We start from the raw sequence: 24,155 nt of genomic DNA, 5'->3' as shown, positions 1-24,155 counted from the left end.
TCGTTCGCCACATGGCAACCAGAGGCGCCGGCTCTCCGAAAGAGAACTGGCGCTTTCCTTAAACAAGGCAGGCCATTCATACAGGCCGCGGTTAGCATATGGCGTCCGTGACTAGGTTGCTGTCCGCTCCTGTTCATCTGCAATTCGTTGGACCCGTCCTTAACCGCCGCCCTGCCGGCAGGACCGATCGTGGAGTCTAGGAACCTTTCACATTGCCAAACTGATCAATCGCACCGCGATGGATCCTCGCCGCCCGAGGAGCTGTAGGATTCTAAGCAAAAATTCGAACAGAATTCAAAGCCGCACACAAAGTATAAAAATTACGAGAACAGCGTCTTGATGATCGCGCAGTCGGGCGACTTGTTACGGCTGCAGCCTTTGGCGACCGCCGAAAGGGTGCGTTCGAGCTTTTTCAGATCCGATATCTTCGTCCGGATCATCTCTACATGCGTGGAGGTGATTTCGAAGACTTCTGCGCAAGTGGGTTTTCGGTCCTCCAGCCCCAGGAGCGCACGGATGTCGTCGAGCGAAAACCCGAGTTCGCGTCCGCGCCGGATGAAGCAAAGCCGCTCGGCGAGGGCGCCGTGATAGAGTCTGCGCCCGCTTTCCGTCCGCGGCGGCGCCGGCATCAATCCGATTTTTTCGTAATAGCGGATGGTTTCGATCTTCACGCCGGTTTGATCGCTCAGCTTTCCAATTGTCAGATTGTATTGGTCCATCACCCTTGATCCTGTAGCGACTACAGAATTTACGATGAACGGCATGACGAGTGAAGACCCGAACAAAACAAAAGCGCAAAGGCGAGGCGGATGGTTCGCCGGCGGCGGGGCCCTTTCGGGCCTGGGGGCGCTCATCGGCGCGTTATGTTGCGTATTGCCGCTCATCCTGATCAATCTTGGCGTCAGCGCGGCTCTGGTCGGCAAGCTCGCCTTCTTTGCGCGGTTTCAACACTATTTCATGGGCGGGGCGGTCGCTCTACTTGCTGTGGCGATTGTCGCCGCATTCTGGAAAGGACGGAGGCCAAGCAAGCGCGTTGTGATTGCGCTCGCCCTTACGGCGGCGCTCATAGTCGCCGCCTACGTCATGCCGCTCTATGAACCCCAACTGCTTCGCTGGGTGAATCTATGAGCGAAGTCGTCGAAAAATCGACCATCACCTGTCCTGAATGCGGGCATCAGTCTACAGACGAAATGCCGACGGATGCATGTCAGTGGTTTTACGATTGCGAGGGGTGCGGCGCCGTCCTGAAACCAAAGCCGGGCGATTGCTGCGTTTATTGCTCCTATGGCGATGTGAAGTGTCCGCCCATTCAAGCAGGCGGCACGTGTTGTGGTTGACGAAACAAGGAACGATCACGCCGCGCACCCGCTTCCCTTCTTGCGGTCCTGGGGTTTGCCGCTTGCGATATTAGTTTCAACGAACTTCATGAGCGGGGCCGTTCCTCTTCCAATCATTATCGTGATGATGAGCGGTTCGTTTTTCTGGATGGGCGTCGCCTGTGTGATGAATGCGAAAAGATGCAAGCGGCGGCATTGTTATTATTCGGGTCCGATCTTTATCACTGGCGGCGCCGGCGTCCTGCTGGTCGGTTTTGAGATCGTGTCGTTTGGCGTTGATGGGCTTATAATTGTTGTGTGGGGAACGCTCGCGCTCGCGCTCCTTACCTATCTGACCGAGCCGATCTTCGGAAAATATGTGAACTGAACGCCGGGAGCATCGGGTCTCTTGGCGCATTTCAAGTGTTATGGCGGCCGCCTAACGGCGCCGGGCTCTAGGCGCGCCAATCACGGGTGATTGGCGGCCCGAAGCCGACAAATTCAAGAGGCGAATTCGCCGTCTTCGCCGTACCGGTGACGATCCCTGCCGCAGGTCGGACCTTCGGTCCGAATAAGGACGGCGCGCCGAAGCGCGCCGGCTTTTTGATTCATTTCCCCAGGCAGTCGGGGTGGGCGGACGGCGTGTCTGCCCGAGGGCGCCGGCCGCGCAAGGGGCCGGGTTCGTTTTCGTCAATATGTCTCAAAGCCTCCTACCTGGAGCCCCTTGCTCGCCCGGCTCTGACCCTCGGGCCGACCCTTCTTTCCGCCGCCCACCCCGCCTGCCGGGGAAATTGCGGCGGCGGAGAGCAAAGGAGGCGAGCTATGTGCGAGCAGCAACAGACGGAAGGGCAAGACGCGGGCGCAGCAACGGCGGGAGCGGAGAGGGACGGGCCGCACATCTATGTGGCGTGTCTCGCCAGTTACAACGCCGGGATACTGCACGGACGCTGGATCGATGTGACCGACCCGGAGGAAATCCGGGAACGGGTTACGGCGATGCTCAGCGAGAGCCCCGAGCCGGACGCCGAGGAATGGGCGATACACGACTACGAGGGATTCGAAGGCGCAGAGATTTCCGAATATGCAGGCTTCGATCAGGTTTGCGACTTGGCGGCGTTTATCGGGGAGCATGGCGAACTCGCCGGAAAACTTGTCGCGCATTTCTGCGGCGACATCGGCGAGGCGCGCGCCGCCATGGAAGACTATGCGGGCGAATATAAGAGCCTTGAAGATTTCGCCTATGAATTGACCGAGCAGTCGGGAACGAAAGTCCCGGACGATCTCGCAAACTATATCGACTATGAAGCAATCGGCCGCGACATAGCGCTCAATGGCGACGTCTTCACCATCGAAACGGGCTTTGAAGAAGTCCATGTATTCTGGGCGCGGTGAGCGCAATGATCTTCACCGAAAAATTCGACAGCTTCGTTTGCGAGGGCGACGCCATCGCTTGTGAGATCAACGGGTTCGAGATCGTGGCTCGCATAGTCCGCGAGGACTGCCCCGACGCGCCCGATGAGCGTCAGGACGGGTTCTGGCCCTCTGAATATATCGGCGATCCGGGCTTCATTGGTCCCGGCCCCAACTGGCGCCAGAGCCTCGCAGATGCGCGCAAGAAAGCAGAAGCCGTCATGGCCGCATGGCGCAACGACGAGTGGTTCTATTGCGGCGTCGTTCTCTCCGTTTCGCGCGAGGACGTGATCCTCGCCGAACACGCCGCGAGCCTTTGGGGCGTCGAGGCGAATTATCTGGGCGCCGATAATGCCTATCTCGCCGATGTCGCGAACGAGCTTTTACCAGAGGCCCTTGACGCGGCCCGCGCAGCGCTCGCGCGCCTTTGCGCCGGACGTGAACAACAGGCGGCGCGCGGCTGACGCCAACCGCCGCCCCCGACCGTCACTTTACCTTGAAGCAAACCGAAGGAGGCCGACCCATGAGCAAAAATGCGCTCAAATATCTACCCATCGACGACATGCACGTCTCGAAACTCAATATGCGTCACGGGCGAAAACCGCCCAATATTGACGACATCTATCCCTCCGTCCTGAAATCGGGCGTGTTGAAGCCCATGCTGGTCCGCTGCGAGGACGGCAAATGGGGCGTCGTCGCCGGACGGCGGCGCCTTTTCGCGCTGCGCCGCAAGGCGAAAGAGACGGGAAAGCGTCACGAGGCGCCCTGCGTCATCATGCAGCCGGACGATGACGCCGCCGCCGTCGAGGCTTCGATCATCGAGAATGTCGGCGTCGAGCCCCCGACCGAAATGCAGCAATACGAGGCTTTCGCGCGCCTCGCCAAGAAGGGCCGATCCGTCTCTGAGATCGCCGATTATTTCGGCGTCGATGAACGCGACGTGAAGCGCATCTTGGCACTCGCAAACCTCAGCGATGGAATCCGCAGACTTTATGCGGCGGAGGAAATCGACGCATCGACCATCCGCGCATTGACCCTCGCCACAAAGGCGCAACAGGAAGAATGGCTGCGACTCTACAAGGCCGGAAACGAACACGCGCCCATGGGCCGCCAGTGCCGCGCATGGATCGCAGGCGGCGCGGCGATCACCACCGACAAGGCGCTGTTCAACATTGCTTCCTATGAAGGAGAAATCGCGAACGATTTGTTCGGCGACTTCGGCGTCTTTGCATCCGCCGATGAGTTCTGGGAAGCGCAGTCCCGCGCCGTCGCCGAGCGCATGGACGCCTATCGCGAAAAGGGCTGGCGCGACGTGATCGTGCTGGAGCGTGGGGCTCTCTTCCATTCGTGGGATTACGAAAAATGTCCCCGCACCAAGGGCGGGCGCGTCTTCGTCGAAATTCGGCATGACGGGACTGTCACCTTTCACGAGGGCTATGTGACCGGCGCCGAGGCGCGCAAAGCCAGAAAGGCGAAAGCGGTCGGCGCGGAATCCGATGTGTCCAAAACCGTTCGCCCTGAAATGTCCGGACCCATGGCGGACTACGTCGCGCTCCATCGCCATGCAACGGCGCGCGCCGAACTTGTCGCGAAACCAGAAGTCGCGCTGCGCTTGTTGATCGCCCACGCCATCGCGGGGTCGGCGCTCTGGCAGGTACGCGCGCATCAGTCCCGCGCGCGAGAATCGACGCGCGACAGCGTCGAGACCGGCGCGGCTTCGGCGCAGGTCGAAGAAAGCCGCGTTGCCGTTGCGGACCTCTTCTCGGAACATGGCGTCGGGTTTGAGGGCGTCAATCAGAACGGCGACGACTGGCGTCTCTGCGAAGTCTTCGCAGCGCTCTTAAAGATGACCGGCGGGCAAGTCATGAGCGTCGCCGCCATGGTCATGGCCGAAACGCTGGAAGCCGGTTCGGCGACCGTCGAAGCAGCGCTGCATGTGACGGATGCGAAGCTCGGGGCGTGGTGGACGCCGGACGAAGCTTTCTTCGAGCTCTTGCGCGACAAGCGCGCCATCAACGCCATGGTCGCCGACATCGCGGGCGCAACCGCCGCGAAATCCGTGCTCACCGACACCGCGAAAGCGCAAAAAGCCGTGATCAGGGACCGGCTCAAACTCAGCGGCGAAAATGAATGCAGTTCTTGGCTCCCCGCGTGGATGGCGACGCCGCCCCGCCGCCTTGTGGACGGCGCAGCATGTCCGCCAGCGGATCAATGGGCGCGGATCGCGGGGTTGTTCGAGGCGAGCGAAGAGCCCGCGCCAGCCAAACGAGCCGCCTGATCCGAACCAGCGCCGCCGGACGTTTCGCCTCCGGCCAGCGGCGTGAGGACCGCCCGGTAGTTCGACTGCCGGGCGGTTTTTTCGGTTGCAAATTCACGGAGGGCCGTCGCCCCGCGAGCCTCGACATGCGCGCCTTCGCGCCGTTCGCCCGTTCACCGGGAGCATCCAAACGCGTCCGGCCATTCATCTCCTGTTCGCTTTGCCTTTGTTCCGGCGCCCATGCCCGCCCCGCGCCTTTCACGGACCTGGACGAGGCGCGCCGCCGCTGAAACCGGCGCCCGCAAAAAAATTTCCCCGGCGTCTTGATCTGAAGAAGACCAACGCCGCCTTCCTCGCACAGCAAATTTTTTCGGCGTCGCCGGTGCTCCGCTGTCGCTTCGCCCCTGCAGAGTCTTTCATTGATTTTTCGATTGGGTTCGGCGGCGGCGCGCCCCCTCCGAGCGGTCCGGCGTCGGCGGGGCATGGGGCCCCGGAGACGAAACCAAACGGAGATGAAAAGATGGCCAACGCACTTGGATATGTGAACGAAACCGAAGCGGGCTTCGAAGGCACGCTCGCGATGATGAACCTCTCGGCGCCGATCCGCATCGTGAAGAACGCGGAAAAGGAAACCGACGCGCAGCCCGACTTTCGGGTCTACGCCGGACGCCGGGGCGCCGATATCGGCGGCGGCTGGATCAGAAAGGCGAAGTCCTCGGGGCGCGACTATGTCTCGCTCACCCTCGCGGACCCGGCCTTCGGCCGCAAAATCTACGCGAACTTGGCGCCAGTCAAAGACGCCGAGGGCCGCCATGTCATCCTCTGGAACGCCAGAGACTGACAAGGGTTAATTCGGCCGCTGACGAGATCGCCCGGATCGAACGATCCGGGCGATTTTCTTCGCTTTCCGGCTCCCGGTTGGCCCGAATATTGAAACCCTTTTGATGGTTTAGGGGCGATGTCGGCGGATCGCCAACATCGCGAACCGCCGCCCTCTCGTCTGTCGTAAAGGGTGGGAGATGCAAGCCATGCGGGGGGCCTGGCGCGTCAATTTCGAGGCGTATGACCGCCTTCTATCGCTGCCGGGACCGGGGTGGGCCTGGGAGTTCAAGCGCCGCGATCCGGCCCTTAAAGCGGCGCGCAGACGCACAAGCGCCGTCCGTCCGGCGGTGGCGAAACGCGCAGACGGATCGACTATTTGCCGGCTTAATCAACGCTGCCATGTGGCGGAGGGCTTCGGGATGCACTTTATTCCGGACCCGGCGCTTTCTGCATTCGCTGCGGCGATATTCTGGCTGCCGGATGTGATGCAAGCAACCTTCGACGCAGTGGCGGAGCCGGGGACCGGCGCTTCAAATCGCGGGCGGCGCCTCCGCTGGGCCGAGCTCCCGGGAGAAAAGTTTTTTCTGATCTCGCCCGGCCGGCGCGACAAACTAGTAATCCGGGCGCCCTATTATGCCGCGCAGCTTGCGCTTGACGCAGATGGTGCGCCGGTCCTGCAGTCGGCGTGCTTTTCCTTGCGGCTGGACGCAAGTCATCTGGCGGCGGAGAATTTGCGCCATCTGGAGGAATTCGGGCGAGTTTGCGGAGGATTTCCCGTGCGCCGGAAACCGCCGCGCGGCGCGGCTCCCGATAAGCTGCGTGACGCGCTGATCGCGCTCGACGGCGAGCTTGCGGGAGTTCCGCGACGACGCATCGCCGAAGCGATTTTCGGAGCGGAGCAAGTATGCGGGGGCTGGGACGACGGCGATGAAAGCTACAAGAAACGCGCCAAACGCCTCGTCGAAAAGGGCCTTGAATTGATGCGAAACGGTTACAGGCGCCTGCTGTAAAGGGACGCTTCCGGACAATTCAGATCGTCCCTGCCGCGATCACTGCTTTCCCTGCAAAAATTTCAGCATCGATAAGCGCTGAAACAAGGAGAGTGACAATGACGCAGGATGACGGCAAGGCCGAAGAAGACGACAAAGCCCGTTGCAGGTTTTTGAGCGTTGCTGAAGCGGCGGACTATCTTGGACTCAAACGCTCGACCCTCGATCATTATCGCTGGGTCGGCGGCGGACCGCGCTATCGCAAACATGGCGGAAGGGTCAAATATCTGCAGCGCGACCTCGACGCCTGGTCCGAAAGCCGACAGTTCGAGGACACCGCGACGAGGGTGCGGTGAACAACTTCTTGGCGGCGGTTGCAGGCGCCATTATCGCCGCGCTTGCGGTCGTTTCCTTCACGCCGCCCGAAGCTAAGCTGCTTTGGAATCGCACCGAAAGCGCTCCGAAAGGGCTCTATTTCATCACCTGCGATAACCCGGTAATCGGCGATTGGGCGGTCCTTTCAGGAGATGCGGCGAGCGCACAATGGATCGCGGAGAACGGTTATCTCGAAACCGATTGGCCGATCATCAAGCGCATCGCCGCCTCGGATGGCGATGAAGTCTGCCGGATTGGGCCGGACATTTTCATCAACGAAACCCTCGCCGCGATTGCGCTTGAAACTGACAGCACAGGCGGAAAACTTCCGCGATGGGAGGGATGCATTACGCTTCAGGCGGATCAGGTTTTTCTTCTCAACACTCATCCGCGCTCCCTCGACGGACGATATTTCGGCGCGGAGAAGCGTGACGATTTGTTAGGCCGCGCGCGCCTCATCTTCCGCACCGATTGAAGCTCCGCATAGAGCGCGGTCCAAAGGCGTCGAAAGCGCTGCAAAAGGAAGAATAAGCGCCCCCGGAGGGCAAGATGAAAGCACCGGCGCCAGAGGGCGCCTAAGACATTGTCTGCACATCCAAAAATTGGCGCCGTGCTGAAAGCCTTGTGACGCCGTGAGTTAAAGAAGCCGTTGTTTCCGGGAGGTTTTCCGTGCCGCCATCAATTCTCGCAAGGTTATAGATGAGCGACGAATTCAGGCCCCGGCTCGGCCGTCCGGGCGACCGCGGCGGTTCGGCGGCGGAGCGCTATGGCGCCCGCATAAAACGCGCCGCCAAGCGTATCGCCAAACCGAAACGAAAGACCCGCTTTTCCGGCGAACGCATTGGGCGCGGGAGCGCTGCGGCGCGCATGGCTGGGATGCGGGGCTCTCCCTTCGCGAAATTCCGGATGCGCCGCGTTATCGTCAAGACGCATATCGCGAGGGCAGGGAAGGGCGCAAATCGCTATACTGGCCGCGCGGCCTTCCGCGCGCATGTAAAATACATCCAGCGCGACGGCGTAGAGCGTAACAGTGATGGCGGCGAACTTTATAATCGCGGCGGGGAAAAGCTCGACGACAAAGACTTTCTGGCGCGCTCGGAACATGACCCGCATCAGTTCCGCATTATTCTCTCACCCGAAGACGGCGAGCAAATAGGCGATCTCAAAGCCTATACGCGCGACGTGATGGCGCAAGCCGAGAAGGATCTTGGAACGAAGCTTGACTGGGTCGCCGTCGATCACTGGAATACGGGCCACCCGCACACCCATGTCGTCATCCGAGGCAGGGACGCGAAGGCCCGCGACCTCGTTATCGCCCGGGACTATCTGACGCGCGGGCTCAGAGCGAGAGCGCAGGAGATTGCGCTGGAATGGCTTGGCCCCCGCCGTGATCTCGACATCGCGAGAGCTCAGGCGCGCGAGGTTGACGCCGAACGCTTTACGGGGATCGATCGGCAGCTTTCCGCCCTTGCGCGCGGCGATACGCTTGAACTTGCGCCCGCCTCCGGCGCCGCCGGAAATTTTGAGCGAACCTTGCGTCTGCGGCGCCTGAAATTCCTCGAAAGCCTCGGACTCGCGGTGAAGGAAAGCGCTGCGAAATGGCGCCTCGCCAAAGGCTGGGAAGAGAATCTTCGTCAACGCGCGATAGAACGCGACATCATCCGCTCCATAGCGGCGGCAGCCGGCAGGGAGGTGGCGACCCGCGACATCGCTGCCTATGACGGCAGCGCGCCGGCGAAAATCATCGGCCGCATCGCCGCCAGCGCGCCCGACGATGAAATGCGTGATACGCGGTTTCTGATTGTCGTCGCCGGCGACGGAAAGTTCTGGCGCGTTTCCGCCGGGGCGCTCCCGCCCGGCGCGCTGCCCCCGCAAGGCGCCATTGTGGGGCTGCGCAAGCGCGAGCCGAGGCCGCTCGCATCGGACCGCGCCATTGCACGCATCGCCGCGCTCAATCGCGGGATTTACTCAAGCGCGCTGCATGAAGCGGACGATCCTTCCGCCAGCAAGGCGTTCATAGAGGCGCACAAGCGGCGGCTCGAATCGCTCCGCCGCGCCGGACTTGTCGTGCGCGAGGCGGACGGGACATGGCGCATCGGTGAAGATTATCTTGGCCGCGCTGCGCGCCTTGAGGCGGCCCGTAATGGCGGCGCGCATGTGGAGGTCAAATCCTGGATCGATCTCGATGCGCAGATTGAGGCCCGCGCGCCGGTCTGGCTCGATGATGCAGACGAAAAGGAATGCGGCGACGCCGAATTAGGTGCCGACATCGCCGACGCGCGCGTTAAACGCGCGGCGTTCCTGAAACGGGAAGGGCTGTGGTCAGAGGACGGCCGCGGGATGGCTCCCGAAACAAGGAAAATACTCGCGGCCGTGGAGTTGGAAAGCGCCGCCGCCGTAGAAGTGCGCAAGATCGACAAGGCCTATCGCGCGATGACGGCGGATATTCTGTTTGAGGGCGTTTATGAAAAGCCGGTCGACCTTGGCCAGGGGCGCTTCGCATTGATCGCCCGGTCCAAAGAATTCACCCTTGTGCCGTGGCGGCCGGAGCTGGAACGTTATCGCGGCGCCGGAATTGTCGTCAGGAGAACGGGCGCCGGCGTGCAATGGACACTAGAAAAAACACGAGGGGTTGGCCGGTGAAACAAGCTGCAATGCTCGACATGTCAATCGGCGGGGAGACCGAGTTCTTGGAGAATGGCGGGCAACGTCAGGTCGTAGTTGGCCGTCCAATGAAACATGAAGCCCCTTATGTCCTCGGATCCTCGCGCTTGCGCGATCCTGGCGACCACCAAGAGGCACCAATATAGCGCCTCTCTGCAAAATTGAACGCTTTCGAATATGGCCTGTCGGTTTTCCACGAGACCGTTGATAGTTATTCTCTGCAAAGTTACGGACGAGGGAGTCCATCGCGGATGGACGATTTCGTTGCGAAGCTGAGAAAGAGAAAATATTTGATCGATTAGCGTATCCTGATTTCGAACAGGTCCGTCGGGCGATAGCAATATTAGGTCTTTGATCTTCTGCGAAAGCGAGCTGTGACTTTGTTTGATGCGGTTTAACATCTCTTCGCTTTCCAGTTCATGCGAACGAAGATGAAAGAATGTATTGGTGAAGGCTTCGAGACCAGTGAGGCTCATCAAAAACGATTGCAACCCCAAGCCGCGACGTTCTTCACATCGATCCAGTTGAGCCATCTGTTCGATATTGCACGACGCAAGCCTGAAATAAATCGTGACGATGGTGTAAAGCTGCTCAAGCTGCACCGCCTCATGATGCGGCTCGCCGTCTTTGAGCACTTGTTCTATCGCGCCGTCATCGGATTGACGTAGAAAGAAATGCGGCATGCTTGTCGATCCCATCTCAGTGATTGAGGGGATTGGCGCCCCCTAAACCGGCGACGCTTGTTTGCTTCGTACTGCGAGGCGCGCGTCACATTAACAGATTCGGCATCACGATATTAGCCTGAACCCGCTCGATCAGTGCATGGCGCGCCTCATATGCTCGGAGGGGGCATCTATGTTGGTTATGTTGGTCAAAAAATTGGTTTTGCATTTTTTTGGAAGAAATTGTCCGAAAATAGCCTAGCGGGGACGGCGCTCGGAAGCAAAAATTCAACGCAAGCAACGGCGTTGGGGAATATACTGGCTACATGACACCGACCAAGTTACTGATCGGCCAATTCTTGATCGTCGCATTGATTATGGCAGGCGCGCTGTGGGCTGCGACCCAATGGACGGCATACGAATTGGGATTTCAGGCGCGCCTCGGCGCGCCATGGTTCACGCTGTTCGATACGCCCATCTACAAACCGTGGCGGTTGTTCCAATGGTGGTACGCCTACGAGGCTTATGCGCCGGAAATCTTTAACCGCGCCGGGATCATGACGGCCGGCGGCGGGTTTCTTGGCGCCGCCGCCGCAATCGGCGGGTCGCTCTGGCGCGCGCGCTCCCAGAAATTCGTAACGACCTACGGCTCGGCGCGCTGGGCGAAAGCGCGCGACGTCGAGGAAGCGGGCCTTCTGAAGCCGGACGGGGTTTTTCTTGGGCGCTGGAAATCCGACTATCTTCGTCATGACGGCCCCGAGCACGTCATGGCCTTCGCGCCGACGCGCTCCGGCAAGGGAGTCGGGCTTGTGGTGCCGACATTGCTGTCCTGGACGGAAAGCGCCGTCATTCACGACATCAAGGGCGAGAACTGGGATATTACTGCGGGTTGGCGCGCGCGCTTTTCTCATTGTCTCTTGTTCGATCCGACTAATCCCGCGTCAGCACGATACAATCCCTTGCTGGAAGTGCGACGCGGCGAGAACGAAGTCCGCGACGTTCAGAATATTGCTGACATTCTTGTCGATCCCGAAGGCTCGCTCGAACGCCGGAACCATTGGGAGAAAACCGGCCACGCGCTTCTTGTCGGCGTCATCCTCCATGTCCTCTATGCGGAGAAAGAAAAAACACTCGCCGGATGTGCGGTGTTTCTCTCCGATCCGCGAAGGAGTTTCGAGACGACCCTGAAACTGATGATGTCGACCAACCATATCGGGACCGATGCTGCGCCGCGCGCGCATCCCGTGGTGGCGCAGGCGGCGCGCGAATTGCTCAATAAATCGGAGAACGAACGCTCAGGCGTTCTCTCAACAGCGATGAGCTTTCTCGGGCTTTATCGCGATCCAGTCGTTGCGCGCGTCACCGCCGCAAGCGACTGGCGAATTGCAGACCTCATTGACGGTGACAGGCCAGCCTCGCTCTATCTCGTTGTGCCGCCGTCGGACATTTCCCGGACGAAACCGCTGGTGCGGCTCATCCTCAATCAGATCGGGCGAAGGCTGACGGAAACGCTTCCGGGAGAAAAGCGAAGGCGGCGTGTCCTGATGATGCTCGACGAATTTCCGGCGCTCGGCCGGCTCGATTTCTTCGAGTCTGCGCTCGCGTTTATGGCGGGATACGGCGTGCGCGCCTTCCTGATCGCGCAGTCCTTGAACCAGATCGAGAAAGCCTATGGGCCGAACAATTCGATCCTCGACAATTGCCATGTGCGGGTTGCGTTCGCGACCAATGACGAGCGCACAGCGAAACGCATATCTGACGCCCTCGGCACGGCGACGGAGCAGCGCGCGCAACGCAACTATGCGGGCCATCGTCTCGCGCCCTGGCTCAGCCACGTCATGGTGTCGAGTCAGGAGACGCAGCGCGCCCTCATCACGCCGGGGGAAGTCATGCAATTGCCGCCGGATGACGCGGTGGTCATGATCTCCGGCGCGCCGCCCATCAAGGCGAAGAAGCTGCGTTATTACGAGGATGCGAATTTTACCGAACGAACCGGCGCGCCGCCGACGGCGCCAATGTTGCCGGCGCCGCGTCCCGATGATTGGGCGTCAGCTTGCCGGAAAATAGACCGGAATCTTGCAACGGACGATGCGGCGCTTCCGTCAGGCGGCGATGAGGGCGGACGTGAGCCGCAACTCACGCCGGCGCGGGAGGACGCCGAAAGGAAGATCGACGAAGACCATGAGAAGCCAGGCCGGGAATTTTCGGAAGAGGATTTCGTCGATGGCGCCGGCGATGACGCCCGCAAGGAAACGGCGGAGCACGTCAGGCGCGCCGCCGCCCTTGATCGCGTCGACAAAGATTTGTTGCCGGACTTCTGATAATGACGAAGCGTCGCGTTCATGTGAGGATCAGCGATCGCATCTGGGCCGATCTGGACTCTGCTGCGCAGGGGCCAGGCGTCACTCAATCCACTATCGTTGAGGATGCGCTGCGCTGCTATTTCGACCCTGACGCTAAAGCCGGGCGCGAAGCGGCGATCCTTAAACGGCTTGACGCCATCGATCTGAGACAAGGCGCCGTCGAGCGCGACGCCGCGATCATTCTCGAAACGCTCGGACAATATGTTCTCTATTGGCTGACGCGCACAGAGCCGCTACCGGAGGGTGAACGGGACGCCGCCCATAATCTGGGGCAAAGACGTTTCGACTATTTTATCGAGCAGGTGACGGCGAAGATCAGAAATCAAAGTCCAATGTCAAAGCGTGTTCTGGGAGGCGCGTTCGTTAACGAAGCGGCTCCTGACGCAGAATGATATTTTTCGATGTTCTTCTATCGCATGCAATCATATTGCGGGTATCCAATCTGGCGGACAATGCTGTTCATAGTGATGCTTGGTCTCGACGACATTTCATTCGAGATCGCATCCAATGCAATTGCCCACGAAAATTTGTGAAACTTCTGCGCGCAGAACCGCCATGCTGCGCTCGGCCTTTCGCGGCGCTGTCGCGGCGGCGCTCGACGCTGATGATGTCATCGAGGTGCTCGCCAATCCCGACGGGTCGATCTGGATCGAGCGGGCCGGCACCGCGCTTGCGCGTGACGCAGAAACTCTCGACGCCGAAGCGCGTGAACGCATTATCAGATTGGTCGCAGGCAGTGTCGGTGAAAGCTGCGATCGCGCCAATCCCGTCATTTCCGCCGAACTGCCAGGTTCCGGCGAACGCTTCGAAGGCCTTCTACCGCCGGTTTCCGAGGCGCCCTGTTTTGCGATCCGCAAACCCGCCGCCGCGCCGTTTACGCTGAACGATTATGTGACAAGCGGCGCGCTTGCGCCGGCTGTTGCAGATGCGCTGCGATGTTGTCTGGCGGACCGCGCCAACATCGTCATCGCCGGCGGCACGTCTTCTGGCAAGACGACCTTTACGAATGCGTTGCTTGCCGAGCCGGCTTTCGCGGAAGAGCGCGTCGTCATTCTCGAAGACACGCGAGAATTGAAATGCGCAGCGAAGAACGCCGTCGCGCTCAGAACGCATGGGGAGCGCGCAAACCTTTCGCGTCTCGTTCGGTCCACCATGCGCCTTCGGCCCGACCGCATCATCGTCGGAGAGGTGAGGGGGCCCGAAGCGCTCGACCTCTTAAAGGCGTGGAACACCGGTCATCCCGGCGGCGTCACGACGCTGCACGCAAATTCCGCGGAAGGCGCGCTGTCTCGGCTTGAACAGCTCGCGGCCGAAGCGACAGGCGCGCCGCCGCAAAGCCTTATCGCGGAAGCGGTTGACGTCGTCGTCTTCATGTCGCGCCGAGACGGCGTACGGCGTGTCGAAGATGCGCTGCGCGTTATCGGCGTCGATGGCGAGGCTTACACTTTCGCGCCGCTCTGCGAACCGAAACTCGTTCCGCATCTCAAAGGAGAAACTCATGAAAACTGTTAGTATGAATATGGCGGCGCGGCGCGTGCTTGCTGCGGGCGCTGCGCTTGCGTTCCTAGTCGGCACGGCGAACGCCGCCGGTTCCGGGATGCCCTGGGAAGGCCCGCTCGACCAAATCCTGCAATCGATCGAAGGCCCTGTCGCGCGCATCGCCGCCGTCATCGTCATCATCATGACAGGCCTTGCGCTCGCCTTCGGCGAGTCGTCGGGTGGAATGCGTAAACTTATTCAGATTGTCTTCGGTCTTTCCATCGCTTTCGCGGCGACGAGTTTCTTCCTCGCCTTCTTTTCCTTCGGCGGCGGCGCCGTTCTTTACTGAGAGACGCGAGTAATGGACGGTTTCGAAATCCCCCTGCGCCGGTCTCTGACCGAACCGATCCTCATCGGCGGCGCGCCGCGCTCTGCCGCAATCCTGATCGGCACCATCGCCGCGGCGCTGGCGCTCGGGCTCCGCCTCTGGCTGCCGGGACTTCTCGTCTGGCTCGCCGGACATACGGGCGCCGTCATGGCGGCGAAGGCCGATCCCGACTTCATGAGCGTTGCGATCCGCAGCCTTAGACACAAGGCGCATCTCACATGCTGAACTTACGCGAGTATCGCGACAAGCCGCGGCTCCTGTCGGACTATCTCCCGTGGGCTTGCAGCCCGGCGCCGGGGATCGTCCTAAACAAGGATGGTTCGTTTCAGAAGACCTTCCGTTATCGCGGGCCTGACTTGGAGAGCGCCACCGAAGCCGAACTCGTTGCGGCGACGGCGCGCGTCAACAATGTGCTGCGCCGTTTCGGATCGGGCTGGGCGCTCTTTTTCGAGGCGGTGCGCACCCCCGCCCATGATTACCCGCATTCGGAATTTGGCGACGCTGCGTCCTGGCTCGTCGATGAAGAACGGCGTTTGCGTTTTGAGGGCGGGCTTGACGGCGAGAGCGGCGACCAGTTCGAAAGTAATTATTATCTAACGCTGCTCTGGCTGCCACCAGCGGACGCAAAAGGCCGCGCCGAACGCGCGCTCATCTCCCGGTCCGAGAAGCATGGGGCAGAAAATTGGCGCCGGCGGCTTGAGACTTTCATCGAGACCTGCGTGCGCGCCTATGATCTCTTGTCGGCGGCGCTCGTCGATATCGAGCCCTTGAGCGACAGCGAAACCCTTTCCTATCTTCATTCATGCGTGTCGGCGAAGCGCCATCGGGTCGCGGCGCCGGAAATCCCCGTCTTCCTCGACGCCATATTAGCCGACGAGCCTTTCACCGGCGGGCTCGAACCGATGGTCGGCGACCATCATCTGCGGACGCTGACCATTCTCGGTTTTCCGGCGTCAACCATGCCAGGCATTTTAGACGATCTGAACCGGCAGGGCTTTCCCTATCGCTGGGCGACGCGCTTCATCGCCATGGACAAGCATGAAGCGGAGAAGGTTCTCGCAAGACAGCGCCGGCACTGGTTCGCCAAGCGCAAGTCCATGGGCGCGGTCATTCGCGAAGTCATGTTCAACGAGCAGGCGGCCCTCCTCGACAATGACGCGGATAACAAGGCGGCCGACGCAGACGCCGCCCTGCAGGAACTTGGAAACGATCTCGTCTCTTTCGGTTACGTCACCACCACGGTGACGGTGATGAGCGAGGATATATCGGAGGTCGAAGACCGGTTGCGCGCGGCCGAGCAGATCATCAATGGACGCGGCTTCACCGCGATCCGCGAAACCCTGAACGCTGTTGAAGCCTGGCTCGGAAGCCTGCCGGGCCATGTCTACGCCAATGTGCGCCAGCCGATCCTCCACACGCTGAACCTCGCGCACATGACTCCGCTGTCTTCGGTCTGGGCGGGCGAGGCGCGCAACGAGCACCTTTCCGCCCCGGCGCTTATTCAGGCGCACACCAACGGGACCACGCCGTTCCGCGTCAATCTCCATGTCGGCGATGTGGGCCATACGCTCGTTGTCGGTCCGACCGGCGCCGGCAAGTCGGCGCTCCTGTCGCTGATCGCGATGCAATGGCGGCGCTATGAGAACGCGCAGATTTTCATGTTCGACAAGGGCCGTTCGACGCGCGCTGCCACCCTCGCCATGGGCGGCGCCCATATCGATCTCGGGAGCGACGGCGCGCCGTCATTGCAACCCTTAAAAGACATAGACACCGAAACTGGCGCCGCTTTCGCCGCGGACTGGATCGCCGGACTTGCGTCGCGCGAAGGCGTTTCGATAACGCCCGATAAAAAGGAAGCCTTGTGGTCGGCGATCAAGTCTCTGAGTACAGCGGAACGTGCGGAGCGAACCATCACCGGGCTGGTGATGCTGTTGCAGCATGAGGAGCTGAAAGCCGCGCTTCATCCCTTCACCTTGGAAGGGCCATACGGGCGGCTCATCGACGCCGATCACGAGACGCTGGCGCTTGCCGACACAGTCTGTTTCGAGATGGAATCGCTGATGGCGACGCCCGCCGCCGTCGCGCCGGTCATTACCTATCTTTTTCATCGTCTCGAAGCGCGCTTCGACGGACGGCCGACGCTCATCATACTGGACGAGGCCTGGCTGTTCCTCGACAGCCCGCTTTTCGCGGCGCGAATCCGCGAATGGCTCAAAACCTTGCGCAAGAAAAACGTCGCCGTCGTCTTTGCGACGCAATCGCTCGCCGACATTGCGGGCGCCTCGATTGCGCCAGCGATTGTCGAGAGCTGTCCGACGCGCATATTTCTGCCGAATGAACGCGCGCTCGAACCGCAACAGCGCCAGACCTATGAACGCTTCGGGCTTAATCCGCGACAGGTCGAGATCATCGCCCGCGCGACGCCGAAACGCGACTATTATTTCCAGTCGCCGTTAGGCGCGCGCATTTTCGAGCTGGGACTCGGTCCCGTAGCGCTCGCCTTTTGCGGCTCGTCTAGCCCCGCTGATCAGAAACTCATGGACGAGATCGTCGAAAGCGGTGCGCCGTTCGCTCAAACATTCCTGACCAGAAAAAATCTCAAATGGGCGGTCTACATCCTGCGCCAAGCCCCAAGCGCCGCGTCATCCCTGTTGGCGGCTGAATAGGAGAATACGATGAAGAAGACGATCATCAGCATCATCATGATGGGCGTCATGCCGGTCATGAGCATCACCGGAACGGCCCATGCGCAATTCGGATTTGGCGGCATTGTTTATGACCCCACCAACCACGCCCAGAACCTGCTGACGGCGGCGCGCTCGCTGACGCAAGTTCAAAACCAGATCAAGCAGCTCGCCCATGAGGTGACTATGCTTGAGAACCAGGCGAAGGATCTGGCCAATCTCCCCACGTCGGTCGCCGACGATCTCAAAGCGAAACTGCTCACCATCGATGCGCTGATCAGCGTCGCGGACGGCATCGCCTACAAGGTCGCCGCCATCGAGACTGACTACGAGACGGTCTATCGTGAGACCTATGGCGCGTCGCCGCCGCCGACGCCGGTAATCGTTTCCGAAGCGCGCGACGCCTGGAAACAATCCCGCGACGGCTACAAGCACTCCCTTCAGGTGCAGGCGCAGGTCGTCACCAATGTCCGCGACGATATCAATGAACTCCATGGTCTCGTCGGCGAGAGCCAGGGCGCCGGCGGAAACCTGCAAGTCTTGCAGGCCGGCAATCAGATCGCCGCGCTCTCCGCCGAACAGATGATGCAAATACAAACGCTGCTCGCCGCCCAATACCGCGCCGAAGCGCTTGAAGCCTCCCGCGCGCTCGCCGAACGCGAACGGGGAAAGGCGCGTCTCATCCGTTTTCTTGGCGACGACAGCGCCTACACGCCGGGGAGCTGACCTGTGGACGATCTCTCGGTCATCGATACATTCCTGGCGACGTTCTCGACCTATATCGACAGCGGATTCGGTCTGTTGTCGCCGGACGTCGCTTATCTGACGACCATCCTCATCGCTATCGACATCACGCTCGCCGGCCTCTTCTGGGCGATGGCCGAGAACACGAATGTCGTCGCGCAGCTCATCAAGAAAGTCCTTTATGTCGGCTTCTTCGCCTTCATCATCGGTAATTTCGCATTTCTGAGCGGCGTCATCTTCGACAGCTTCGCCGAACTCGGGCTTCGCGCCGGCGGTGGGTCGATGACGGCGGCCGATCTGATGCGTCCGGGCTTTGTCGCGAATGCAGGTTTTGATGCGGGTAAGCCGCTGCTCGAAGAGATCGGCGATCTCACCGGCCCCATCGCGTTTTTCGAGAACTTCGTCACCATTGCGATCCTGTTCTTCGCCTGGGCCGTGGTGCTGTTGTCGTTCTTCATCCTTGCCGTGCAGCTTTTCATCACGGTGCTCGAATTTAAGCTGACGACGCTCGCCGGGTTCATCCTCGTTCCTTTCGCGCTCTGGAACAAAACAACCTTCCTTGCTGAGCGCGTCCTCGGCAATGTCATCACCTCCGGCATCAAGCTGATGGTGCTCGCCATCATCCTCGGCATCGGATCGACGATGTTCGCCTCGCTCGCCAGCGCCTTTTCCGCCGGCGATGTGACGATGGAACAGGCGCTTTCGGTGACGCTCGCCGCGGTCTCAATCTTCGGACTTGGCATCTTCGGGCCCGGCATCGCCGCCGGTCTCATCACCGGCGCGCCGCAACTCGGCGCCGGCGCCGCCGTCGGTACGGTCGGCGGTCTCGCCGCCGGCGCTTATATGAGCGGGGCCGGCGCCATGGCCGCTGGACGCGCCGCGGCTGGCGGCGCATCGAGTGCGGTGAAAGCCGGCGCGTCGCTTTCGGGAGGCGCCTCCGCAAGCTACCAGCTCGGCAAGATCGCTTCGGGCAAAACAGGCGTCTCCGGCGCAGCCGCCGGTATGGCGGGCATTGCGCGCGCCGGCGCCGATAGCGTCAGGACTTTCGCCGCGAAACCCTTCGAAGGTTTGCGCGCCGCTTACGACAAGGGCGGCGCCGCCGCATTCGCTGCGACCGGCGGCAAATCTTCCGGCGGAACGATTGCGGGTCTTTCGGCGAACGGCGTCGCGCCCAAAAACGACAATTGGGCGGGCCGTTTCGAGGCGCGCCAGAATGTTCGCGATGCCGGCGGTCTCGCCGCCCACACGATCCGCAGCGGCGATGCTTCATCCGGCGGCGCAGCGCCCACCCTTAGAGAACGCGAGGACTCATAATGCTGTTCAAACGCGCATCCGCGGCCTATGGCGAAACGCCGGAACCGGAAACGCCTTTTCAAAAGGCCGGACAAATCTGGGACGAGCGCATCGGCGCTGCCCGCGCGCAGGCCGCAAACTGGCGCTTCATGGCCTTTGGCTGTCTGGCGCTTGCGGTTGGTTCTTCGGCGGGCCTCGTCTCGCGCTCACTGCAATCGACTGTCACGCCTTATGTGGTCGAAGTCGATGAACTCGGCGCCGTGAGAGGCATCGGCCCGGCGAGCCTGCGCTATAATCCCACCGATGCGCAGATCGCCCATCATCTGGCGCGCTTCCTTGAAAATGTCCGCGGGCTCTCCGTCGATCCCATCGTCGTGCGTCAGAACTGGCTCTCCGGCTACGACTTTACCACCGACAAGGGCGCGGCGGTTTTGAATGATTACGCCCGCGACAACGATCCCTTCGAGAATGTCGGACGGCGTTCGCGCACCGTCGATGTCATCAGCGTCGTGCGGGTTTCGGGCGATACGTTTCAAGCGCGCTGGATCGAACGCACGTTTGAAAACTCCGCCTTCACCAAAACGGAGCGCTTCACCGCATTGATGACCATCGTCATCGATCCGCCGCGCGACGCGGCGACCTTACGCAAAAACCCCCTCGGCATATTCATCCACGGTCTCAACTGGAGCGAGGATCTCGACACCGGAGAAAAGCAATGAACAAGATCATGATATCCGCCAGCCTCGCAGCATTACTGACGGCCTGCGAAACCTATCCGGCGCCGTCGCAAGAAACTTACGTTCCCGCCGTCGCCGCCTTCGACGACGAAACGACGCTCCCCGTCGAGATCGTCGAAACCCCAAAGGCATTGCCGCTGCCAGGACAGCTCAAAGCGATTCCGTCGCCAAGCCAGAAAAGCAAGTCTGTAGCCGCATCGCCGGAAGACGCAATCGCCGAGGGCGCGAAGAAAGCGCGCATCGAGCCGTCGCTTAATGGATACATCAACGCCGTTCAGGTCTATCCCTACACCGAAGGCGCCCTTTACCGGCTTTATGCGGCTCCGGGACAAGTGTCTGACATCGCCTTGCAGCCGGGCGAGACGCTGATCTCGGTTTCCGCCGGCGATACGGTACGTTGGGTTGTCGGCGATACGTCGTCGGGCGGACCGGAAGGCGAGCGCGCGCATATTCTCGTAAAACCCATCGGACCGGGCCTTTCCACTAATCTGATGATCGCGACCGACCGGCGGGTATATCATTTGGAGCTTTCCAGCACCGACGGCGCCTATATGGCGGCGCTGTCTTGGGCGTACCCGCAGGACGAGCTGGAGGATTTACGCGCGCGCAATCGAAACGCTCTGGCGCGCGACGAGCGCACCATTGCGAAGGGGCTGGCGTTAGGCGATTTGAATTTCGGATACCGCATCGAAGGCGACAGACCCGATTGGCGGCCGGTGCGCGTCTTTGACGACGGCCGTCAGGTTTATATCCAGATGCCGTCGGCGATAGCGACCACCGATGCGCCGCCGCTCTTTATCGTCGGCCGAAAGGGCGGCGCCGAACTCGTCAACTACCGGGTGAAAGACAATTACTACATCGTCGACCGGCTCTTTTCGCGCGCCGAGCTTCGCCATGGCGAGAAGAACCAGACCGTGGTCAGGATCGTGAAAACCGGCGAGGGCCGCAATGGCTGAGCCCATCCCTTTTGAGGAACAGGCGGAAGCCTTAAAACTGCGCGCCAAGCCGAAGCCGGTGACGCAGATCAACCGCAAGGTCGTGATTGCCGGCGCCGGTGTTGGGGCGGTTTTATTGTTTCTCGCCGCGTCGGTCGCGCTCGATCCGCCCAAGATCAGCGGCGACGACGAGCCGCGGGAGCTTTACAATACGCGCAACAAGCCGAAAGCGGATGCGCTCAGCATCCTGCCGGCAAGCTACGATCAAATGCCCGCGCCGAAGCCGGCGATAGAACTCGGGCCGCCGATTCCCGGCGATCTCGGCGGCGCCATGCTGGCGGCGGAACGCGATCTCGGGATCGAGCCTGATGTTTACGAAACGGCCTATAGTGATTTTCGGCCGGACCCGTTGAGCGAGGCCGAACGCGCAGAGCGCATCAGGCAGGCGAAACTTGCGCAGGAGAGTCTCGCATCGCCCGTCTTCTTCAAAGTGAATGGCAAGGCGCCGGGAACAGCTTCGAAAATATCGCCCGCGCCCGATCCGGTCGATCCTTTCGCCGCCATTCGCGAAGCGAGCGCCGCAATGGGAAGTGGTGGCGTTGGCGGCGACAGCGATCCGAATAAGCAAAGGTCTAAGATCGCGTTCGCCGGCAGTGAAGACACTGACGAGATATTGAATCCGCACGGCCTCGTCGATTCTGTCTCTCCCTATCAGGTGATGGCGGGAACCATCATTCCGGCGAGTTTGATAACGGGCCTGAATTCCGATCTGCCCGGGACGATCATCGCGCAGGTGACGCAGCCCGTTTACGACACCGTTTCCGGCGCGCATCTTTTGATCCCGCAAGGCGCGCGCCTGATCGGGCGCTATGACAGCCAGGTCGCCTTCGGACAGGACCGCGCGCTCATCGTCTGGGACCGGGTCTTGTTTCCGGATGGCGCGTCTTTGCAGATTGACGCCATGCCGGGCGCTGACGCCGCCGGCTATGCCGGACTTTCCGACAAGGTCGATAATCATTGGGGACGCATTTTCGTTGCAGCCGGGCTCGCCTCACTGCTCGGCATCGGAACCGAACTTTCGGTCGATGACGATGACGGCCTGACACGAGCCATTCGCGATTCCTATCAGGACACCGCGAATCAGGCGGGCCAGCGCATCGTCGATCGCAATCTCAATATTCAGCCCACCTTGAAAGTGCGGCCCGGCTGGCCGCTGCGCGTCATCGTCACACGCGATCTCGTATTACGCCCCTACAAGGATCATTTGTGATGAGTTTGAAACTTGCACAGCTTCCCGATCGCGCGCCGGTGAAACTCACGATCCAGTTGACGCCGGACCAAATTTCCGCGCTCGCCGATTATGCAGACATATATGAGGCGACTTATGGCAAGCGCGAGTCCATCGAACTGCTCGCGCCGGAAATGATCGACACCTTTTTGAACGGCGACGCCGGCTTCAAGCGGGCGCGCAAGGAACTTCAACAACGAAAGAAGGAGAAATAAACCATGCCTATGATCGGAACTTTTTCAAAGACGGAAGACAGCTTTGTCGGCACGATCCGCACCATGACCATCAACGTCAAGGCGAAGATCGTTCCCAACAAGGAGAAAGCCAATGACGGCGCTCCGGACTACCGGGTCTATGCAGGCGGGGCCGAACTTGGCGCTGGTTGGCGCGAGACATCGAAAGACGAGGGGAAGGAATATCTCGCCTTGAAACTCGACGATCCGAGTTTCGCCGCGCCGATCCGCGCCGCCTTCTTTGAGAATGCAGAAGAGGGGACTGGCGTCATGATGTGGAGTAGGGGTTAGGCGAAGTTCCAGTTCGCATCCCTCGGGGAGTCTATTGTGCAAATTCAGCGGGCGGCGAAGGATCGAGCGCCTCCTGCTCCATTGCTCTTCCGTCTGGAGACAAGAGCCATGCGGCAAGCGCGCCTAACTCGCCGCCGCGCTCTGCAAGGCGCTTGAGGCCCGCTTTAGAAGCCACTGCCCCCCCATGCTTGCGCGCCAATTCCTGGCTCATTTCGTGGAGGCGCAGCGGCGTTTCGAGCGCGTCTTCGAGATGAGCAGCGATGCGAACGCCGCCGGCGTCGATATCGCCCCAATGATATGCCGGCGCAGCGCCAATCCTGCGGGCGGCGCGGACGAGTGTGACGATCCCTTGGAGTACGTCCCGAGCCGGAAATCCGTCGCTCAATAATGCGAGGTAGTCGCCCTCCATCTCATTGCAGTATCGCCAGAAACTTGTCGGATTTTCGATAATGATCACATAAGAAGCGGGACGCGATAGCCGCGCGGCCTTGATCGCCGGCAATGGCAATCCAATGAAAGGCGCTCCGCCGCCGCGAAGCTGAAATCCCTCCATATCGATTTCTAAAGGACCGCGAAGGAACAAAGGATGAGCTCGCCGCACGACTCCGCAAGCCTCAAATGTTTCTCGCGCCAATTCTCCCGGCAACGCCGGAAGCCATTCCCGCATCAGCGCCGCAACCCGTCCTTCCTGCCGCTCTAGCGCCTTGCTGTCATTGACGAGACGACGGGAAAAGGTGCGATGATCAATGTCAGGTCCGCTCCAGGAAAGAATCCCGTGGGCGAGGCGCAATGCAGTGGCGAATGCTTCTTCGTCATTAACGCCAAAGCCGTGACGCCGCTTGTTGATTCGCCATTCGTTCTCCGCCGCCACAACAGCGCCGGACACTTTTTCATCCTTGGATAGGTCTCCAAGGCGCGCCAATACGGATTGACGCGCCTTCGACGCCGCGTCGAGCGAAGGCGTGCGATGAAGATAGCGATAAAGCGTATCTGCGTCTTTTAGCCGGATCCGTGTGTATTCGCCGGTCCGTTCCGCCAGGCGGTCCCGTTCGAGCGCGACCGCGCCCATGCGGGCCGCGTCCTCCAAGACACGATGAAGCGTATCTTGCGCCGCCGGACCGTCCACGCGCAAATAGTCAATTTTCTGCGTGAGCGCGCGTGTTCGCAGACGTCCGTCCTCTACGCGATCAAGAAGGCCGTGTAACAGGGCCTCCGCTGTGAGTTG

General features: G+C 60.8%; 27 protein-coding genes. 24 read left to right on the top strand and 3 right to left on the bottom strand.

The window, feature by feature from the left end; translation table 11 throughout:
• Positions 1 to 320: 320 nt before the first annotated feature.
• Complete coding sequence (locus tag ACQY5P_RS09915; protein WP_428410586.1) at positions 321 to 719, bottom strand: MerR family transcriptional regulator; 399 nt, start codon at positions 717 to 719, stop codon at positions 321 to 323.
• 34 nt (positions 720 to 753) lie between these two features.
• Between ACQY5P_RS09915 and ACQY5P_RS09910 the strand changes: the two genes are divergently transcribed.
• From ACQY5P_RS09910 to ACQY5P_RS09860, 11 genes are all read left to right on the top strand, one after another.
• On the top strand, positions 754 to 1,128 hold the full coding sequence (locus ACQY5P_RS09910) for a hypothetical protein (RefSeq protein WP_428410585.1): 375 nt from the start codon (positions 754 to 756) through the stop codon (positions 1,126 to 1,128).
• A complete protein-coding gene (locus ACQY5P_RS09905) occupies positions 1,125 to 1,337 on the top strand; it encodes a GDCCVxC domain-containing (seleno)protein (RefSeq protein WP_428410584.1) in 213 nt (70 codons plus the stop codon). The genes ACQY5P_RS09910 and ACQY5P_RS09905 overlap by 4 nt, the downstream gene beginning before the upstream one ends.
• Before the next feature lie 88 nt (positions 1,338 to 1,425).
• The gene (locus tag ACQY5P_RS09900) at positions 1,426 to 1,704 is read left to right on the top strand and encodes a hypothetical protein (RefSeq protein WP_428410583.1); all 279 of its coding nucleotides are present in this window, start codon (positions 1,426 to 1,428) and stop codon (positions 1,702 to 1,704) included.
• 434 nt (positions 1,705 to 2,138) lie between these two features.
• Positions 2,139 to 2,708, top strand: coding sequence for an antirestriction protein ArdA (locus ACQY5P_RS09895; RefSeq protein WP_428410582.1), 570 nt, complete (start codon positions 2,139 to 2,141; stop codon positions 2,706 to 2,708).
• 5 nt (positions 2,709 to 2,713) lie between these two features.
• Entirely contained in the window at positions 2,714 to 3,190 is a 477-nt protein-coding gene (locus tag ACQY5P_RS09890) for a hypothetical protein (protein WP_428410581.1), read from the top strand.
• A gap of 59 nt (positions 3,191 to 3,249) precedes the next feature.
• Positions 3,250 to 5,004 carry a ParB/RepB/Spo0J family partition protein gene (locus ACQY5P_RS09885; RefSeq protein WP_428410580.1) on the top strand — a complete coding sequence of 585 codons (1,755 nt, stop codon included), beginning with the start codon at positions 3,250 to 3,252 and terminating at the stop codon, positions 5,002 to 5,004.
• 499 nt (positions 5,005 to 5,503) lie between these two features.
• Positions 5,504 to 5,824 carry a DUF736 domain-containing protein gene (locus tag ACQY5P_RS09880; RefSeq protein WP_428410579.1) on the top strand — a complete coding sequence of 107 codons (321 nt, stop codon included), beginning with the start codon at positions 5,504 to 5,506 and terminating at the stop codon, positions 5,822 to 5,824.
• Positions 5,825 to 6,002: 178 nt separating this feature from the next.
• Positions 6,003 to 6,815 carry a DUF2285 domain-containing protein gene (locus tag ACQY5P_RS09875; RefSeq protein WP_428410578.1) on the top strand — a complete coding sequence of 271 codons (813 nt, stop codon included), beginning with the start codon at positions 6,003 to 6,005 and terminating at the stop codon, positions 6,813 to 6,815.
• A 98-nt stretch (positions 6,816 to 6,913) separates the two neighbouring features.
• A complete protein-coding gene (locus tag ACQY5P_RS09870) occupies positions 6,914 to 7,150 on the top strand; it encodes a helix-turn-helix transcriptional regulator (protein ID WP_428410577.1) in 237 nt (78 codons plus the stop codon).
• The gene (locus ACQY5P_RS09865) at positions 7,147 to 7,644 is read left to right on the top strand and encodes a S26 family signal peptidase (RefSeq protein WP_428410576.1); all 498 of its coding nucleotides are present in this window, start codon (positions 7,147 to 7,149) and stop codon (positions 7,642 to 7,644) included. Before ACQY5P_RS09870 ends, ACQY5P_RS09865 begins: the two co-directional genes overlap by 4 nt.
• Before the next feature lie 224 nt (positions 7,645 to 7,868).
• Positions 7,869 to 9,812, top strand: coding sequence for a DUF3363 domain-containing protein (locus tag ACQY5P_RS09860; protein WP_428410575.1), 1,944 nt, complete (start codon positions 7,869 to 7,871; stop codon positions 9,810 to 9,812).
• Between the two features lie 23 nt (positions 9,813 to 9,835).
• Here the strand turns inward: ACQY5P_RS09860 and ACQY5P_RS09855 are convergent, their stop codons facing one another.
• A complete protein-coding gene (locus ACQY5P_RS09855; protein WP_428410574.1) occupies positions 9,836 to 10,516 on the bottom strand; it encodes a hypothetical protein in 681 nt (226 codons plus the stop codon).
• Positions 10,517 to 10,821: 305 nt separating this feature from the next.
• Between ACQY5P_RS09855 and ACQY5P_RS09850 the strand changes: the two genes are divergently transcribed.
• The 13 genes from ACQY5P_RS09850 to ACQY5P_RS09790 all read left to right on the top strand — a co-directional run bounded on the left by ACQY5P_RS09850 (position 10,822) and on the right by ACQY5P_RS09790 (position 22,930).
• Positions 10,822 to 12,816, top strand: coding sequence for a conjugal transfer protein TraG (locus ACQY5P_RS09850; protein WP_428410573.1), 1,995 nt, complete (start codon positions 10,822 to 10,824; stop codon positions 12,814 to 12,816).
• Positions 12,817 to 12,818: 2 nt separating this feature from the next.
• Positions 12,819 to 13,250, top strand: a complete 432-nt coding sequence (locus tag ACQY5P_RS09845) for a hypothetical protein (RefSeq protein ID WP_428410572.1) — start codon at positions 12,819 to 12,821, stop codon at positions 13,248 to 13,250.
• Between the two features lie 163 nt (positions 13,251 to 13,413).
• Positions 13,414 to 14,370, top strand: a complete 957-nt coding sequence (gene trbB, locus ACQY5P_RS09840; protein ID WP_428410571.1) for a P-type conjugative transfer ATPase TrbB — start codon at positions 13,414 to 13,416, stop codon at positions 14,368 to 14,370.
• Positions 14,264 to 14,686 (top strand): TrbC/VirB2 family protein, encoded by a 423-nt coding sequence (locus ACQY5P_RS09835; RefSeq protein ID WP_428410570.1) that lies wholly within the window; start codon positions 14,264 to 14,266, stop codon positions 14,684 to 14,686. Before trbB ends, ACQY5P_RS09835 begins: the two co-directional genes overlap by 107 nt.
• Before the next feature lie 12 nt (positions 14,687 to 14,698).
• The gene (locus ACQY5P_RS09830) at positions 14,699 to 14,950 is read left to right on the top strand and encodes a VirB3 family type IV secretion system protein (protein ID WP_428410569.1); all 252 of its coding nucleotides are present in this window, start codon (positions 14,699 to 14,701) and stop codon (positions 14,948 to 14,950) included.
• Positions 14,944 to 17,391, top strand: a complete 2,448-nt coding sequence (trbE, locus tag ACQY5P_RS09825; protein ID WP_428410568.1) for a conjugal transfer protein TrbE — start codon at positions 14,944 to 14,946, stop codon at positions 17,389 to 17,391. The genes ACQY5P_RS09830 and trbE overlap by 7 nt, the downstream gene beginning before the upstream one ends.
• 9 nt (positions 17,392 to 17,400) lie before the next feature.
• Positions 17,401 to 18,135, top strand: a complete 735-nt coding sequence (gene trbJ / locus ACQY5P_RS09820) for a P-type conjugative transfer protein TrbJ (RefSeq protein WP_428410567.1) — start codon at positions 17,401 to 17,403, stop codon at positions 18,133 to 18,135.
• 3 nt (positions 18,136 to 18,138) lie between these two features.
• Positions 18,139 to 19,467: a P-type conjugative transfer protein TrbL gene (gene trbL, locus ACQY5P_RS09815; RefSeq protein WP_428410566.1), complete on the top strand. Its 1,329-nt coding sequence runs from the start codon at positions 18,139 to 18,141 to the stop codon at positions 19,465 to 19,467.
• Positions 19,467 to 20,165, top strand: a complete 699-nt coding sequence (gene trbF / locus ACQY5P_RS09810) for a conjugal transfer protein TrbF (RefSeq protein ID WP_428410565.1) — start codon at positions 19,467 to 19,469, stop codon at positions 20,163 to 20,165. The genes trbL and trbF overlap by 1 nt, the downstream gene beginning before the upstream one ends.
• Positions 20,162 to 21,139: a P-type conjugative transfer protein TrbG gene (gene trbG, locus ACQY5P_RS09805; RefSeq protein WP_428410564.1), complete on the top strand. Its 978-nt coding sequence runs from the start codon at positions 20,162 to 20,164 to the stop codon at positions 21,137 to 21,139. Before trbF ends, trbG begins: the two co-directional genes overlap by 4 nt.
• Positions 21,132 to 22,388 (top strand): TrbI/VirB10 family protein, encoded by a 1,257-nt coding sequence (locus tag ACQY5P_RS09800; protein WP_428410563.1) that lies wholly within the window; start codon positions 21,132 to 21,134, stop codon positions 22,386 to 22,388. Before trbG ends, ACQY5P_RS09800 begins: the two co-directional genes overlap by 8 nt.
• Positions 22,388 to 22,621, top strand: a complete 234-nt coding sequence (locus ACQY5P_RS09795; protein WP_428410562.1) for a DUF2274 domain-containing protein — start codon at positions 22,388 to 22,390, stop codon at positions 22,619 to 22,621. The genes ACQY5P_RS09800 and ACQY5P_RS09795 overlap by 1 nt, the downstream gene beginning before the upstream one ends.
• Positions 22,622 to 22,624: 3 nt before the next feature.
• Positions 22,625 to 22,930, top strand: a complete 306-nt coding sequence (locus tag ACQY5P_RS09790) for a DUF736 domain-containing protein (RefSeq protein WP_428410561.1) — start codon at positions 22,625 to 22,627, stop codon at positions 22,928 to 22,930.
• A gap of 31 nt (positions 22,931 to 22,961) precedes the next feature.
• Here the strand turns inward: ACQY5P_RS09790 and ACQY5P_RS09785 are convergent, their stop codons facing one another.
• Positions 22,962 to 23,999: a Wadjet anti-phage system protein JetD domain-containing protein gene (locus tag ACQY5P_RS09785; RefSeq protein WP_428410560.1), complete on the bottom strand. Its 1,038-nt coding sequence runs from the start codon at positions 23,997 to 23,999 to the stop codon at positions 22,962 to 22,964.
• Positions 24,000 to 24,155: the final 156 nt, after the last annotated feature.

Source organism: Hyphococcus sp. (assembly GCF_965267305.1).
Taxonomy (GTDB): Bacteria; Pseudomonadota; Alphaproteobacteria; order Caulobacterales; family Parvularculaceae; genus Hyphococcus.
This window is presented reverse-complemented; position numbering and strand designations above follow the sequence as displayed.